Annotated in this window: 13 protein-coding genes; 9 read left to right on the plus strand and 4 right to left on the minus strand. The window is 65.6% G+C overall.

Annotated features, from left to right (window positions below; genetic code table 11):
* The first annotated feature begins 7 nt into the window (after nucleotides 1-7).
* The 5 genes from N2602_RS35540 (at nucleotide 8) to N2602_RS35560 (ending at nucleotide 5,239) form a co-directional block, all read left to right on the plus strand.
* On the plus strand, nucleotides 8-1,159 hold the full coding sequence (locus N2602_RS35540; protein WP_260381019.1) for an ATP phosphoribosyltransferase regulatory subunit: 1,152 nt from the start codon (nucleotides 8-10) through the stop codon (nucleotides 1,157-1,159).
* 4 nt (nucleotides 1,160-1,163) lie between these two features.
* Entirely contained in the window at nucleotides 1,164-2,141 is a 978-nt protein-coding gene (gene hisG, locus N2602_RS35545; protein WP_260381020.1) for an ATP phosphoribosyltransferase, read from the plus strand.
* Nucleotides 2,142-2,238: 97 nt separating this feature from the next.
* Nucleotides 2,239-3,285, plus strand: a complete 1,047-nt coding sequence (locus tag N2602_RS35550; RefSeq protein WP_260381021.1) for a glycosyltransferase family 2 protein — start codon at nucleotides 2,239-2,241, stop codon at nucleotides 3,283-3,285.
* A complete protein-coding gene (locus N2602_RS35555) occupies nucleotides 3,282-4,127 on the plus strand; it encodes a ChbG/HpnK family deacetylase (protein WP_260381022.1) in 846 nt (281 codons plus the stop codon). The genes N2602_RS35550 and N2602_RS35555 overlap by 4 nt, the downstream gene beginning before the upstream one ends.
* A gap of 305 nt (nucleotides 4,128-4,432) precedes the next feature.
* Nucleotides 4,433-5,239 (plus strand): DUF2076 domain-containing protein, encoded by an 807-nt coding sequence (locus tag N2602_RS35560; protein WP_172787148.1) that lies wholly within the window; start codon nucleotides 4,433-4,435, stop codon nucleotides 5,237-5,239.
* A 647-nt stretch (nucleotides 5,240-5,886) separates the two neighbouring features.
* On the opposite strand, the gene N2602_RS35565 is transcribed toward N2602_RS35560, so the two are convergent.
* A complete protein-coding gene (locus N2602_RS35565) occupies nucleotides 5,887-6,702 on the minus strand; it encodes a L,D-transpeptidase (RefSeq protein ID WP_260381023.1) in 816 nt (271 codons plus the stop codon).
* Between the two features lie 316 nt (nucleotides 6,703-7,018).
* Between N2602_RS35565 and N2602_RS35570 the strand changes: the two genes are divergently transcribed.
* The gene (locus N2602_RS35570) at nucleotides 7,019-7,804 is read left to right on the plus strand and encodes a protein phosphatase CheZ (RefSeq protein WP_172787146.1); all 786 of its coding nucleotides are present in this window, start codon (nucleotides 7,019-7,021) and stop codon (nucleotides 7,802-7,804) included.
* A gap of 167 nt (nucleotides 7,805-7,971) precedes the next feature.
* On the opposite strand, the gene N2602_RS35575 is transcribed toward N2602_RS35570, so the two are convergent.
* On the minus strand, nucleotides 7,972-8,493 hold the full coding sequence (locus tag N2602_RS35575) for a hypothetical protein (protein WP_212259320.1): 522 nt from the start codon (nucleotides 8,491-8,493) through the stop codon (nucleotides 7,972-7,974).
* A 315-nt stretch (nucleotides 8,494-8,808) separates the two neighbouring features.
* Between N2602_RS35575 and groES the strand changes: the two genes are divergently transcribed.
* The 3 genes from groES to N2602_RS35590 all read left to right on the plus strand — a co-directional run bounded on the left by groES (nucleotide 8,809) and on the right by N2602_RS35590 (nucleotide 12,259).
* Nucleotides 8,809-9,105 carry a co-chaperone GroES gene (gene groES, locus N2602_RS35580; protein ID WP_025033779.1) on the plus strand — a complete coding sequence of 99 codons (297 nt, stop codon included), beginning with the start codon at nucleotides 8,809-8,811 and terminating at the stop codon, nucleotides 9,103-9,105.
* A 114-nt stretch (nucleotides 9,106-9,219) separates the two neighbouring features.
* Complete coding sequence (groL, locus tag N2602_RS35585) at nucleotides 9,220-10,851, plus strand: chaperonin GroEL (protein WP_212259319.1); 1,632 nt, start codon at nucleotides 9,220-9,222, stop codon at nucleotides 10,849-10,851.
* Nucleotides 10,852-11,050: 199 nt separating this feature from the next.
* A complete protein-coding gene (locus N2602_RS35590; protein ID WP_260381024.1) occupies nucleotides 11,051-12,259 on the plus strand; it encodes a hypothetical protein in 1,209 nt (402 codons plus the stop codon).
* A 132-nt stretch (nucleotides 12,260-12,391) separates the two neighbouring features.
* Here the strand turns inward: N2602_RS35590 and N2602_RS35595 are convergent, their stop codons facing one another.
* Both N2602_RS35595 and N2602_RS35600 read right to left on the minus strand, forming a co-directional pair.
* Nucleotides 12,392-12,790: an META domain-containing protein gene (locus tag N2602_RS35595; protein ID WP_172787142.1), complete on the minus strand. Its 399-nt coding sequence runs from the start codon at nucleotides 12,788-12,790 to the stop codon at nucleotides 12,392-12,394.
* Nucleotides 12,791-12,921: 131 nt separating this feature from the next.
* Nucleotides 12,922-14,586 carry an L-lactate permease gene (locus N2602_RS35600; RefSeq protein ID WP_172787141.1) on the minus strand — a complete coding sequence of 555 codons (1,665 nt, stop codon included), beginning with the start codon at nucleotides 14,584-14,586 and terminating at the stop codon, nucleotides 12,922-12,924.
* Between the last annotated feature and the right edge of the window lie 71 nt (nucleotides 14,587-14,657).

Here is a 14,657-nt window from a genome sequence, read left to right on the forward strand (position 1 = left end):
TCCTGAGATGACCGCGACTGCCACCTCAAATGCTCCCGGCTCCGCCGCCTGGGCGGATACGCTGCTCTTGTCGTTCGCGCAGGCCGGCTATGTCAGGGCCGAGCCCGCCATCCTGCAGCCGGCCGAGCCGTTCCTGGACCTCTCCGGCGAGGACATCCGCAAGAGCTTGTACCTGACCACCGACCTCTCCGGCGAGGAGCTCTGCCTGCGCCCGGACCTGACCATTCCTGTCGCGCGCGACTATCTCGCCTCAGGCCGGGCCGGCCAGCCGGCGGGGTTCAGCTATCTCGGTCCGGTGTTCCGCTACCGCAGCGGCCAGGCCAGTGAATTCCTCCAGGCCGGCATCGAATCATTCGCCCGTCAGGACCGCGCCGCGGCCGATGCCGAGATGCTGGCGCTGGCACTGGAGGCGACGGCCGCCTTCGGCGTCCGCGACGTCGAGATCCGCACCGGCGATGTTGCCTTGTTCAATGCGCTGCTCGACGCGCTCAACCTCTATCCGGTCTGGCGCCGCCGCCTGGTCAAGGATTTCAACCGCAAGATCAGCCTGGAGCAGGATCTGGAGCGGCTGGCGGCCGCGACCACCGCGACGCGCAGCGAATATGAGGGCGTGCTGGCGGCCCTTGCCGGCTCCGACCGCAAGGCGGCGCTCGCCTTCGTCACCGATCTGATGTCGATCGCCGGCACCACCAATGTCGGCGGCCGCACCACGGCCGAGATCGCCGATCGCTTCCTCGAGCAATCGACGCTGAAGGGCGGCGCGCTGCCGCGCGAGGCGATCGCCGTGCTCAAGCGCTTCCTGTCGATTTCGGGCAATCCCGACGATGCCATCGCCGAGCTGCGCGCACTCACGACGGACGCGAAGCTCGATCTCGCTTCCGCGATCGATCAGTTCGAGAGCCGGGTCGGCTTCATGGCCGCGCGCGGCATCGATGTGAAGCAGACCCGCTTCTCGACCGCGTTCGGACGCGGGCTCGACTATTACACCGGCTTCGAATTCGAGCTGCACCACAGGGGCAACGGCGCCGAGCCGCTGGTCGCCGGCGGCCGCTACGACGGGCTGATGACCCAGCTCGGCTCGACCGAGCCGATCCCCGCGGTCGGCTTCTCGGTCTGGGTAGACGCGCTGAACCGGATCGGCCGCAAGGTGGGAGCGTAAAATCATGAGCGCGCCATTCGTCCTGGCCGTTCCCTCCAAGGGCCGCCTGCAGGAAAACACCGAGGCCTTCTTTGCCCGTGCCGGCCTCAAGCTGTCGAAGGCCGGCGGCGCCCGCGACTATCGCGGCACCATCGCAGGGCTCGACAATGTCGAGATCGCCTATCTCTCGGCGAGCGAGATCGCCGCGCAATTGTCCCGCGGTTTTGCCCATCTCGGCGTCACCGGCGAAGATCTCGTGCGCGAGAACATCGCCGATGCCGACAAGCGCGTGTCGCTGATCGAGGGGCTCGGCTTCGGTTATGCCGACGTCGTCGTCGCGGTGCCGCAGGCCTGGATCGACGTCCGCACCATGGCCGACCTCGACGACGTCACCACCGGCTTCCGCGAGCAGCATCACATGCGGATGCGGGTCGCGACCAAGTTCGTCAACCTCACCCGCGGCTTCTTCCAGGCTCACGGCATCACCGATTACCGCATCGTCGAAAGCGCAGGCGCCACCGAGGGCGCGCCGGCGGCCGGCAGCGCCGAGCTGATCGTCGACATCACCACGACCGGCGCGACGCTCGCCGCCAACGGCCTGCGGGTGCTCGACGACGGCGTGATCCTGCGCAGCCAGGCCAATCTGGTGGCCGCCAAGGAGGCCGACTGGTCGCCGCAGGCGCGCGAGACGGCGCGCGTCATCCTCGACCACATCGCAGCCCGAGCGCGGGCCAACAAGTACCGCGAGGTCCGCACCCGCTTCCGGCAATGCGATGCCGCCCTGCTCGGCGACGCCCACAGCCGGTTCGGCGTGGAAGCGCCGTTCGGCGGCCCGACCTCGTCAGGCATGCTGACGCTGCACTGCCCACCGGGGCAGCTCTACGCGCTGGCGAGCTTCCTGCGCGAGCATGGCGCCGAGACCGTCTCGGTGGTCTCGCTCGACTACGTGTTCGACCGGGAGAACCCGCTGTTCGCCAAGCTCGAGGCGTTCCTGCGGCGGTGAGCCCGACGTTTTGAGCAGCTCCGTTCAGCGTAGCGACAGCAAACGGCTGCTACCATATGCTGTTGAGAAGACCTAAACGCCTCTGGAACCTTGATCGATGACGCTGGGCTCTGACGTTTCCGGCATGACGACCACCGCAGCCAACGCCGCAGCGAAGGGGCTGTCGGTCGTCATCCCCGTCTATAACGAGGCGGCGGGCCTGTCGGCCCTGCACCAGCGTATCTGCGATCTCGCCAGGACCCTGCGCCAGCGCTATCGGCTGTCTTGCGAGGTCGTTTATGTCGACGACGGCAGCAAGGATGCGACGCTGTCGATCGCGCGGTCATTGCCGGCCGACGCAATCGACGTTCAGGTGGTGTCGCTGTCGCGCAATTTCGGCAAGGAGGCCGCGTTGATGGCGGGCCTGGACCATGCCCGCCTCGGCGCCGTCATGTTCATGGACGGCGACGGCCAGCATCCGCCGGCGCTCGTCGAACAGCTGGTGCGGCACTGGATCGATGACGGCTATGACGTCGTCTACACCGCGAAAGCGCATCGCGACAACGAGCCATTCCTGCGCCGGGTCGCGGTGCACGGCTTTTACGCGCTGATCAATTGGGGTGCCCGCCAGAAGATTCCGGAGGACGCCGGGGATTTCCGCCTGCTGTCGCCGCGCGCGGTCGCTGCGCTGAGGCAGCTGCCGGAACGCAACCGCTTCTTCAAGGGCCTCGCCAGCTGGATCGGCTTCCGCCAGATCCGCGTCGACTACGAGCCCGCAGCGCGCGCCCATGGGGTCACCACCTTCAACGCCGCGAGCCTGCTCGGCCTCTCGATCGAGGGCCTGACGTCGTTCTCGGTGGCGCCTCTGCGCTTCGCCAGCCTGTTCGGCGTCATTCTCGCCGGCGGCGCCTTCCTGTTCGGCCTGTCCATCCTCTGGGAGGTCTGGACCACAGGCAAGCAGGTCCCGGGCTATCCCTCGCTCGTGGTCGGCCTGATGACGATCGGCGGCGTGCAGCTCATCATGATCGGCATCGTCGGCGAATATATCGGAAAGATCCTTTCCGAGCTGAAGGCGCGTCCGATCTACTTCGTCGCCGAGCACAGCGAGAAGCATTTCGAAGCCGGCAAGGCCGATGAGGCCGCGAGCAGGACGGCGGCCGAATGAGCGTGGCCGCGAGGGCGCGGCGGATCTGGCTCTGCGCCGACGATTACGGCATCAGCCCGGGGGTCAACCGCGCCATCCGCGACCTGATCGAACGCGGCCGCCTCAACGCCACCTCGGTGATGATGGTGGGGCCCGCGATCGCGCGCGGCGACGTCGAGGCGCTTCAGGCTTCGGCAACGCAAAGCCCGCGTTGCGCGATCGGATTGCACGTGACGCTGTCGGCGCCATTCCGGCCGCTCACCATGCATTTCCGCCCCTTGGACGGCGACATGTTCTTCGCCTTTCCCAAGCTGCTGCGCGCCGGATTGATGCGGCGGCTCGACCGTGAATTCATCCGCAACGAGGTGAAGGCACAGCTGGCCGCCTTCACAGACGCGTTCGGACGCGCCCCTGACTTCGTCGACGGTCACCAGCATGTGCAGCTCTTCCCGCAGGTGCGCGACGGCTTCGTCGATGCGGTGGCCGAGGCTGCGCCAAAGGCCTGGGTGCGCCAGGGCGGCCGCGACCTGCCGCTTCGGCAGCGGCTGGCCTCACCGAAAGCCCTGGTGCTCGATGGTCTCAGCGCGCAATTCCGCCGCCGCGCCGGCCATGCGGGCCTCAGCTTCAACCCCGGTTTCGCCGGCGCCTATGATTTCACGCGCGCCGCCGATTTCGGCGCCTTGATGCGGCAATTCCTGGAAGGCCTTCCCGATGGCGGCCTCGTGATGTGCCATCCCGGCTTCGTCGATGATGTCCTCACCGGCCTTGATCCCATGACCGACGTCCGCGAGCGCGAGCACGCCTATCTCGCCGGCGATGCCTTCGCGCACCTGTTGGCGGATAGCAACGTGACATTGGAGTGATATGCTGCCCTCATGGACAATCGAGACCGCCCTTTTCCAGAGCTGCCAGGCTGGCGTTTCACGTTGACGGAGACGTCTTTCGGCGTTTACCGGGCTGAAGGCCTCCACGACGACGGTCGCTCCGTCAGCCGCATGGGGCACGACGTCCCACTTCTGATCAAGGAAACCGCCGAAGACGCGAGAAATCTGCCGAAGCGGCGAGGCAGCTTGTCGCATACCGAAATTTAATCCGGCCGGCACTGTTGGGGCCATATTGGAACCCTACATCTCCTTTCGCGCTTGGTTTTGCGCGAAGGAGACAGATCATGACGCCGCAGGAACGCCAGCTCGTCGACGACCTTTTCGACCGGCTTTCAAAGCTGGAAAATGCACCGCGCGATCCCGATGCGATCGCCGCGATCTCCGACGGCCTGCGCAAGGCGCCCGGCGCCATCTACGCGCTGGTGCAGACCACGCTGGTCCAGGACGAAGCGCTGAAGCGCGCCAATGCCCGCATCCAGGAGCTGGAAGCGGCCCATGCGCCCGAGCAGGCGCAGTCCGGCGGCTTCCTCGACACCATGCGCGACACCCTGTTCGGCTCGAGCCCCTCGCGCGGCTCGGTTCCGAATGTGCCGCCGCGTGAGCAGCGGCCGACGTGGAACAGCGGCCAGGCGATGCAGCAGGCCCAACCTGGCTACGGCGCTCCTCCGCCTTACGGACAGGCCTATGGCCAGGGTCAGGGCTATGGCGCTCCGCCGGTCGGCGGTGGCGGCGGCTCGTTCCTGGGCACCGCGGCGGCGGCCGCGGCCGGCGTCGTCGGCGGCTCCCTGCTGCTCTCGAGCATCCGCGGCATGATGGGCGGATCGCACCAGCAGGCTTTTGGCGACACCAACGCGCTCGGCGACCGCAGCCCCTGGAGCGGCGGCGATCAGTCCGGCGGCTCGCTCGCGCGCGATGCCGGCCTCGACGACGTCGGCTCAAACCGGGAGTCCCGCCACGGCTTCTTCGACCAGGCGTCGAACGACCGCGACAACAACGACCAGAACTACGGCGACGATCGCGACGATAGCTTCGACACGGCCGACAACAGCGACTTCGGCGGCGATGACGACGGCGGCAGCGATTACGCGTAGGCCATTCGACCGACAGATGTGAAACGGCCGCCTCCGGGCGGCCGATTTCTTTTCGAGCAGGGCTCAACGCGCGCTGCTCTGCACCACAGGCCAAGACGCCATTGGATATAATATGACTAGTGCATGCGTTGTCGGACAGCACCATGCAGAACGTCACGACGTGCACCTGACTTCACCATACAGAGCGAAATCGTCCTCCGACACACGCTGCCGTAGACTCCCGGATTTCCAAATTTGGACATGGGTGTTCAACTGGAAGAACACGTTGCTTATGCCACACGCCGTGGCTGCCTCTCTTGGCTACAGTCGGGAGTTTCAAGAAATGAGCCCACTTCAACAGCGCATCGCGAACCTGAGCGACGTCACAACCCATCTCATCACCGAATTGTACGAGTTGGAGGGACTGCACGAGCGCCTCAGGAAGGCCGAGCTGTCGGTGCGGCGGTTGAAGCGCTTTGCTCGCGCACCGCATTCGGCTACATCAACTCGCCGTCGCCGCTCCGCTGTCCCTCGTCCTGGATCGAGGCAACGTCAGTAGACGTGACCATTCAGGCAGGCGTTCGGCGGCAGCAGCGCCCCCTTCGATGCCCCGCAGGTCGAGCCGACGCGGCACGCGGATCCGATCGCTCCATCGATCGCATGACCCTTCACATCACGACGACCTTGGTGCCGACATTGACGCGGCCGTAGAGGTCGATGACGTCCTCGTTGCGCATGCGAATGCAGCCGGAGGAGACGTTGGTGCCGATGGTCCAGGGCTCATTGGAGCCGTGGATACGATAGAGCGTCGATCCCAGATACATCGCGCGGGCACCGAGCGGATTTTCCGGGCCGCCTTCCATGTGCCTGGGCAGATCGGGCCGGCGCGCGAGCATTTCCGCCGGCGGCGTCCAGTCCGGCCATTCGCGCTTGGCGGTGATCGATTTCACGCCGGACCAGGTGAAGCCGGGACGACCGACGCCGATGCCGTAGCGCAGTGCCCGGCCGTTGCCCTCGACGAGATAGAGGAACTTGTTCGGCGTATCGACCACGATCGTGCCGGCACTTTCCTTGCCGCTATAGTCAACGAGCTGTTTCTCGAATCTCGGATCGAACGGACGCTGCCGCGGATCGACCGCCTCCTGCTGGAGAGACGCGCCCTGCTGATAGCCGCCCTGCATCTGCGGCTCGCCCATCGGCGGCAGGCGCCGCGGATCGTAATAGCCCGGCTGCTGCTGATACACCGGCTGCTCCGGCGCGTAGGCCGGGCCGCGGCCGGGGCCATCGCCGAACAGGAATTCGATGAAGCCGCCGCCCATGTTGGAATTGGACGCGACGCGCACCGGCGCCGGCGGCACGCGCGGCTGGTAGAGCACCGCAGGCGGATCGTTCGGCACGCTGTTGTCGAAGGCGCTGGCATCGTTCGCGCCGGCCATGAAGGTGCAAGCGCTGCCGAGCAGCGCGACAGACATTTTCTTGAACATCGACGTACTCTGTACTGTTTCGTCTAGATCACATGCGTCGTGGAGAGCCGGTGACTGATCCGCGCCCTTCGACGTGGTCAATAAAAAGCAAAAGCCGTTTTGTTTGGTAAACGGAAAGCGCGTTTCGATTCACCACGTCGCGAGCGCGCCGGCAATTTGGCGATCAGCGTTTATTTTCGATGAACGCAGCGCGGCCATGGTTAATCGCTTCTTTGCGCCGCGTCGCGCGACGCCGCACAACAGTTCCGGTTGTGAACTTCGTGTTAAATCGCTTCTGCCTACAAAGACGCGTGAGTGAGGTGGGGGGAGTATCCTGATGGCTGTTCACCGCAAGCGTTTTCGCGTCGAGGATATCGCCGGTGGCGAGATGCCGATTTTGGACGTAACCGAAGAGGCAATCCCGATGCATAGCGAGATCATGGCCGAGCTGCGCGCGATCCGCGCCCAGATGGCGAAGGGCATCGTCGCGGCCCCGCTGTCCGGCAGCGCCGCCATGGCGGCGATCGACGCGTCGACGGCGCACGAGCTGTCCGAAGCGCGCACCATGCTCGAGACCTACCGGGCGCAGATCGAGCAGTGCGAGAAGCTGAAGGTGGAGCTCGACCTCATCCACGACGCCATCGACCGCACCAAGCGCGAGATCGCGACGCTGCACGGCAAGAGCTTCGACGGCGGCGAGATGGCCAAGGTCAATGGCGAGCTCGGCGCGGTGGTCGGCGGCACCGAGCAGGCGACCCAGCAGATCCTCGAAGCCGCGGAATCGATCGACCAGGCCGCCAGCGCGATGTCCAAGGTGGACTCGGTCGATCAGCAGAAGCGCCTTGCCGACGACATCCAGGAACGCGTCATCTCGATCTTCGAAGCCTGCAACTTCCAGGACCTGACCGGCCAGCGCATCAGCAAGGTCATGACCACGATGAAGTTCATCGAGCAGCACATCAATGCGATGATGGAGATCTGGGGCGGCGTCGACGCGATCAAGTCCCATGTGCCGGCGCCGGTCGACAGCCGCAGCGAGGACGAGAAGCTCCTCAACGGCCCCAAGCTCGCCGGCGACGTCGGCCACGCCTCGCAGGACGACATCGACGCGCTGTTCGACTGAACGGGGGCGATATTTAAAAAACAAAGCGCCGGCCTTGGGGCCGGCGCTTTTTGTTTTTTCGTCATTGCGAGGAGCGAAGCGACGAAGCGATCCAGGCTGTCTCCCAGGAGGCAGTCTGGATTGCTTCGCTCCGCTCGCAATGACGAGACGTTAGGCCAAAGGCTGCCTCACGCCCTCGGCGCGCAGCGGACGTAGACCATGTTGCCGTAGCGGGTGGCGGCGTCCTTGTCGATGAAGCGGGTGATCATGACGCGACCGTCGAAGGAGACGATCTCGCGGTCCTGCTCGCCGGGGGTCGGGCCGGCCGGTCCGATGTAGTTCTTGCCGCTCGGCGAGCCCTTCAGCCGCAGCTCCTGCGGCGTCGCCTGGTCGGCGAGATGCATGATCACGCCGCCGGAGGAGCCGGCGGTGATCACGTAGGGATTCTTGCATTGCTCGCGCGCCATCTTCTCGGTACGGGCGCGGTCGGCCGGGTTCTGGAACGAGGCGAGGCCCCAGCGGCCGACGATCTCGTCGCCGCGGATGGTGGCCGGCATTTCGGGCGCAACGCCCGGTTCGGCCTCGGGCGGCGGCGAGGACGACGTGAGGGACGGCAGGCTGAAGCCGCCGCCGCAGGCGCCCAGCAGCAGCGCCAGACAAGAGGCGGCCGCCAGATTGGCAACCGTGCGCGCGTGAGCCGAACTGATCATGGCATTCCCCCGAACAAGACCATGGCCGCACCCCTCGAGCAGCCAAGCGCAAAATCGCTGCCGGAGCAATGACGTCGTTCTCTAAGCCGGCGCCCCGAGCGAGTTTCCAATGCCACCATCCTATATCCGCCTCAACAACCGCTTAACCACCTTTGCTTGACAGGATCGCGGCCAAGCCATATTTCCGGACCCACTATTAGCACTCGGAAAGCCCGATTGCTAAGCGCGCCGTTCGATCCTCGACGAGAGGGGTGGACGGAAGCGCCGCCCCACCGACCGCACTACTTCCGAAGCGAGCCTCCAAAGGGAAACGTCATGGCTAAATCCAAATTTCGTCCGCTGCATGACCGTGTCGTGGTCAAACGTATCGACGCCGAGGAAAAGACCAAGGGCGGCATCATCATTCCGGACACTGCCAAGGAAAAGCCGTCCCAGGGCGAGGTCGTCGCCGTCGGCCCCGGCGGCCGCGACGAGACCGGCAAGCTGATCCCGATCGACCTCAAGGTCGGCGACCGCGTGCTGTTCGGCAAGTGGTCGGGCACCGAGGTCAAGATCGACAACGAAGAGCTCCTGATCATGAAGGAGTCGGACATCATGGGCGTGCTGGCCTAAGGCCATCCGCCTGAACGGCCGCTGAATGTCATGCCCGGATCCAGGCGATCCGGGCATCCATCGTTCCGCCGCGACTAGACAAGACACATCACGTAACACGAGGGATTGCAGACCATGGCTGCCAAAGACGTCAAGTTTTCCGGAGACGCGCGCGATCGCATGCTGCGCGGCGTCGACGTTCTCGCCAACGCCGTCAAGGTGACGCTCGGCCCGAAGGGCCGCAACGTCGTCATCGAGAAGAGCTTCGGCGCCCCCCGCATCACCAAGGACGGCGTCACCGTCGCCAAGGAGATCGAGCTCGAGGACAAGTTCGAGAACATGGGCGCCCAGATGGTGCGTGAGGTCGCCTCCAAGACCAACGACCTCGCCGGCGACGGCACCACCACCGCGACCGTGCTGGCCCAGGCGATCGTGCGCGAAGGCGCCAAGGCGGTCGCCGCCGGCATGAACCCGATGGACCTCAAGCGCGGCATCGACACCGCGGTGGCCGCCGTCATCAAGGACATCGAGAAGCGCGCCAAGCCGGTCGCCGCCTCCTCCGAGGTCGCCCAGGTCGGCACCATCTCCGCCAACGGCGATGCCGCCATCGGCAAGATGATCGCCCAGGCGATGCAGAAGGTCGGCAACGAGGGCGTCATCACCGTCGAGGAGAACAAGTCGCTCGAGACCGAGGTTGACATCGTCGAGGGCATGAAGTTCGACCGCGGCTATCTCAGCCCCTACTTCGTCACCAACGCCGAGAAGATGACCGCCGAGCTCGAGGACGCCTACATCCTCCTGCACGAGAAGAAGCTCTCGGGCCTGCAGGCCATGCTGCCGGTGCTGGAAGCCGTGGTGCAGTCGGGCAAGCCGCTCGTCATCATCGCCGAGGACGTCGAGGGCGAGGCGCTGGCCACCCTGGTCGTCAACCGCCTGCGCGGTGGCCTCAAGGTCGCTGCCGTCAAGGCGCCGGGCTTCGGCGACCGCCGCAAGGCCATGCTGGAGGACATCGCGATCCTGACCGGCGGCCAGCTGATCTCCGAGGAGCTCGGCATCAAGCTCGAGAACGTCACGGTGAAGATGCTCGGCCGCGCCAAGAAGGTGGTGATCGACAAGGAGAACACCACGATCGTCAACGGCGCCGGCAAGAAGCCCGACATCGAGGCCCGCGTCGGCCAGATCAAGGCCCAGATCGAGGAGACCACCTCGGACTACGACCGCGAGAAGCTGCAGGAGCGCCTCGCCAAGCTCGCCGGCGGCGTCGCGGTGATCCGCGTCGGCGGCGCCACCGAGATCGAGGTCAAGGAGAAGAAGGACCGGGTCGAGGACGCGCTCAACGCCACCCGCGCCGCGGTGCAGGAAGGCATCGTCCCCGGCGGCGGCGTCGCGCTGCTCCGTGCCAAGAAGGCGGTCGGCCGTCTCACCAACGCCAATGACGACGTCCAGGCCGGCATCAACATCGTGCTGAAGGCGCTGGAAGCCCCGATCCGCCAGATCTCCGAGAACGCCGGCGTGGAAGGCTCGATCGTGGTCGGCAGGATCCTGGAGAACAAGTCCGAGACCTTCGGCTTCGACGCCCAGAACGAGGACTATGTCGACATGGTCGAGAAGGGCATCATCGATCCCGCCAAGGTGGTGCGCACCGCGCTGCAGGACGCCTCCTCCGTGGCCGGCCTTTTGGTGACCACCGAAGCCATGGTCGCCGAGCTGCCGAAGAAGGAAGCTCCGCCCGCCATGCCCCCCGGCGGCGGCATGGGCGGCTTCTAAGCCTCCGTTCCGTGACAGAGTTGCGAAGGCCGCCTCCGGGCGGCCTTCTTTTTTGCCGATCCTGCCTGTTTCGCTTTCCGATTCAACCAGCGGCCAAAACCCACTACGGTGGCGCGCCGATTCGATGTTTGGGCATGATCCTCTCGGAAAACCGCTTCACACTTTTCCGGATCATGCCCGTTGCGCGAGGATGTCATCAATGCGTGCGCTTCTGGTCTGTTCGACAGCCGTTCTGGCGGCCCTGCTCGCCGTTCCGCCGCAGGCGTCCGCCCAGATGAAGCTGTCACCGAAGGCGACCGCGCCGGGCGGAACCGAGACGCGCTATTTCACCTCGATCGACGGGCTGATGGACGGCAATGCCGACGTGATCCTGAAGGAGACGCGCCAGGGCAAGACGGTGACCGCAGCGGTGCTCGACGTCTGCTATCCCGTCGCGAAGAACTCCGACCGCAAGGACCGCTTCGTCGTCAACCTCCAGGTCGCGGGCCAGACGCTGACGGGAACGACGCAAAGCGTCGGCGAGAAGTCGCCGGTCAGCGTCAAGCTGACGCGCAAGCAGTCCGGCGACATGTTCGAATTCCGCGGCCAGATCGCGATCGGCCAGGCGGTGACCGAGGTCACCTCGCCGGACAATTCCGATCTCAGCGAAAAGGAATTCCTGGACAGTCAGACCTCAGACGACGGCATCACGCCGCAGCCGAAGGATTTCACCGACGTCTCGCCGGAAGCGATCGCGGTCAAGGTCAAGCTCGACGCGGCGACCGACTTCCTGAAGAGCCTGAAGGGCCAGGAGGTCGAGGTGACGCTGGCGAGCCTCAATGTCGGTTGCGACGCGCTGCGCGCGGGCGAGCAGACCATCACCATGTCGGTCGATCCGGAGCGCGCCGGCGCGCTGCTGGCGAAATTCAAGGCGATGCCCGGCGTCACCGCCGCAGGCTGGACGGCGGGCATGACCGAGATGGACCGCACCATCCGCTTCGCCGCGGCGGACTGGCGCGAGGGCGACAAGATCAACAAGGGCAAGCTCGCAACGGCGGTCGCGAACGTGCTGAGCAGGACGCTCGCGGCAAAGCCGGTCTCGCAGAACTTCAACCCCGCCACCGGCAAGCTCAAGCTGGTGTTCAAGCGGCCGAACCAGGATTTCCCGGCGCTCGAGCTCACCGACACGATCGAGGTCGCAGGGCTGGTCTCGCCCGACAAGCCGGGCACCACCGACAAGCTCATGCTCTGGATCGGCAGCCCGGCGACGACGACGGCCGACGAGGGCAGCGGGGCGAGGCTCAATCTGTCGGACGACGCTTCGGCCGACGAGGAAGGCGATCTGCCCGACGACAACGGCTCGATCGAGGCGCTCGTCAAGGAGCTGAAGGGCCAGCGCTGGGATGCCGACAAGTCGGTGTGGAAGTGAGCTAGTCACGAACTCCGCTGTCATCGCCCGCGAAGGCGGGCGATCCAGTACTCCGAGACTGTACTAATTGAATCGATAGGTCGCGGCGTACTGGATTCCCCGCCTTCGCGGGGAATGACAGTGAGTGTGCGGTCAGTTCCCCGTCGTCCTGAAGCGCAGCGGCTTCGGGCCGATCAGCGTCAGCACGTCGCCCTGGCGCTTCCAGGTCTCGATGCTGGCGAGGGCGGCGACGAGCTCGTCATCGGCCTGCGCTCTCGCCGGCGGACAGTTGCGGTCCTGGATCTGGCCGGGGACGAAGATCACGGTGTTGCCGGCGACCGAGAACTGGCCCTTGCCGCCCTTGCACCAGAGCTCCAGCACGACCTCGCCATTGTCCCCGATCTCGATGTTGGGAATCCGCTTCGAGCCCGCTTGCGGCAACGCCTCCAGCGTCATCTCGGTGCCGAAGGGAAACCCCTCCTCGGCACGCGCGAGCGTGGACATCGCCAGCATTGCAACCGCCGCACACAGCAAGCGCAGAAGCGAAACCATGAGACCTCTCGACCGACCTGTTTTGCGGCACCTTCTATAGGACAGCCGTGCCGTTGAGAAGGTTCGCGGAAGGTGCAAAAAATCCCCGCGGGGACGAACCTCGCGGGGATTTGTGGACGCGGCGCAGTCCGCTACTTCAGAACCAGCGCCGTGAACGGCCAGACATAGGCCTGCAACGTCACGAGCACGCCGACGAGGCACGCCAGCACGATCGAGTGCCAGAACACGAAGCGCAGGATGGTGCCCTCATGGCCGTACCAGTTGGTGGCCGTGGAGGCGACCACGATCGACTGCGCGTCGATCATCTTGCCCATCACGCCGCCGGAGGAGTTCGCTGCGCCCATCAGGATCGGCGACAGGCCGAGCTGCTCGGAGGTGATCTTCTGCAGGTTGCCGAACAGCACGTTGGAGGCGGTGTCCGATCCGGTCAGCGCGACGCCCAGCCAGCCGAGCAGCGTGCCGAAGAAGGGATAGAGCACGCCGGTGGCGGCGAACGCCAAACCAAGCGTGGCGTCGACGCCGGACAGGCGCGTCAAGGTGCCGATCGCGAGCATCGCCGAGATCGTGATCAGCGAGATCGCGCAGAGCCGGATGGTGCGGCCATATTCGGTCAAAAGCTTGCCGGGACCGACGCCCATCAACAGGCCGGAGATGATCGCGGCGATCAGCATGCCGGTGCCGGTGAAGGACAGGTAGGTGAAGGCGAACACCGCGCTCTCTTTCGTCGGCCCTGGCGCGACCGGCGGCATCTTGTTGATCATCTGGTGCAGCTCGGGAACGGGATAGTTCCAGACGAAAATCGCGTTCGCCCAGGCCTTGAAGGCGCCGTTGCCCCAGACCAGCATCACGATGCAGACGATGATCCACGGCAGCAGCGCATTGAAAAGCTCACTCTGCGTCAGCGGGGTTTTGTCGAGCGGTTTCGCCGCCGCCATCGTGGCGGCCGATTCGTCGCGGCCGCGCAGCGCCGGCGACAGCCAGAGCTGCCTCGGCTGCCACACCTTCAGGAACAGGATCAGCGCGCCCATCGAGATCAGCGAGGCGCCGATGTCGACGATCCAGGGATTGATGTGGTTCGAGATCACGTATTGCGGGATCGCGAACGACACGCCGGTGACGAGGATCGCCGGCCAGACGTCCTTCATGCCCCGCCAGCCCGCGAAGGCCCACACCACCCAGAACGGCACGATCAGCGAGAAGAAGGGCAATTGCCGTCCGACCATCGCGCCGAGGATGTAGGGATCGAGGCCGGTGACCGAGGCGAGGCCCTGGATCGGAGTGCCCAGCGCGCCATAGGCGACCGGCGCGGTGTTGGCGATCAGCGACAGGCCGGAGGCCGCGAGCGGCGAGAAGCCGAGCCCGATCAGCACCGCGCCCGTGATCGCGACCGGCGTGCCGAAGCCCGAGGCGCCTTCGAAGAACGCGCCGAACGAGAACGCGATCAGCAGCAATTGCAGCCGCCGGTCCTCGGTGACCCCGCCGACCGCGCGCTTGAGCAGCTCGAAGCGCCCGGTGGTCACCGTGACCTGGTAGAGGAAGATGACGTTGAGAACGATCCAGCCGATCGGGAAGAACCCGGTGACGATCCCCAGCATCGAAGCGCGGATCGACATGTTCGCCGGCATGGTGAAGACGAAGATCGTGATCAGGTTGGTCACGATCACGGCGATGACGGCGGCGATATGCGCCTGGACGCGACCGCTCGCGATCAAAACCAGCAGCGTGACGACGGGCACCGCCGCCGCGATCGTCGACAGCACCGGGCTGTGCAGCGGGTCATAGATTTGATTCCACATGGTCTTCCTCTCCCACGCATGTTTGCGGCAGGCGGCCCGCGTGGAGAGCCGGTCCTGCTTGACGCTGGGAG

This window comes from Bradyrhizobium sp. NC92 (assembly GCF_025200865.1).
Classification (GTDB): domain Bacteria; phylum Pseudomonadota; class Alphaproteobacteria; order Rhizobiales; family Xanthobacteraceae; genus Bradyrhizobium.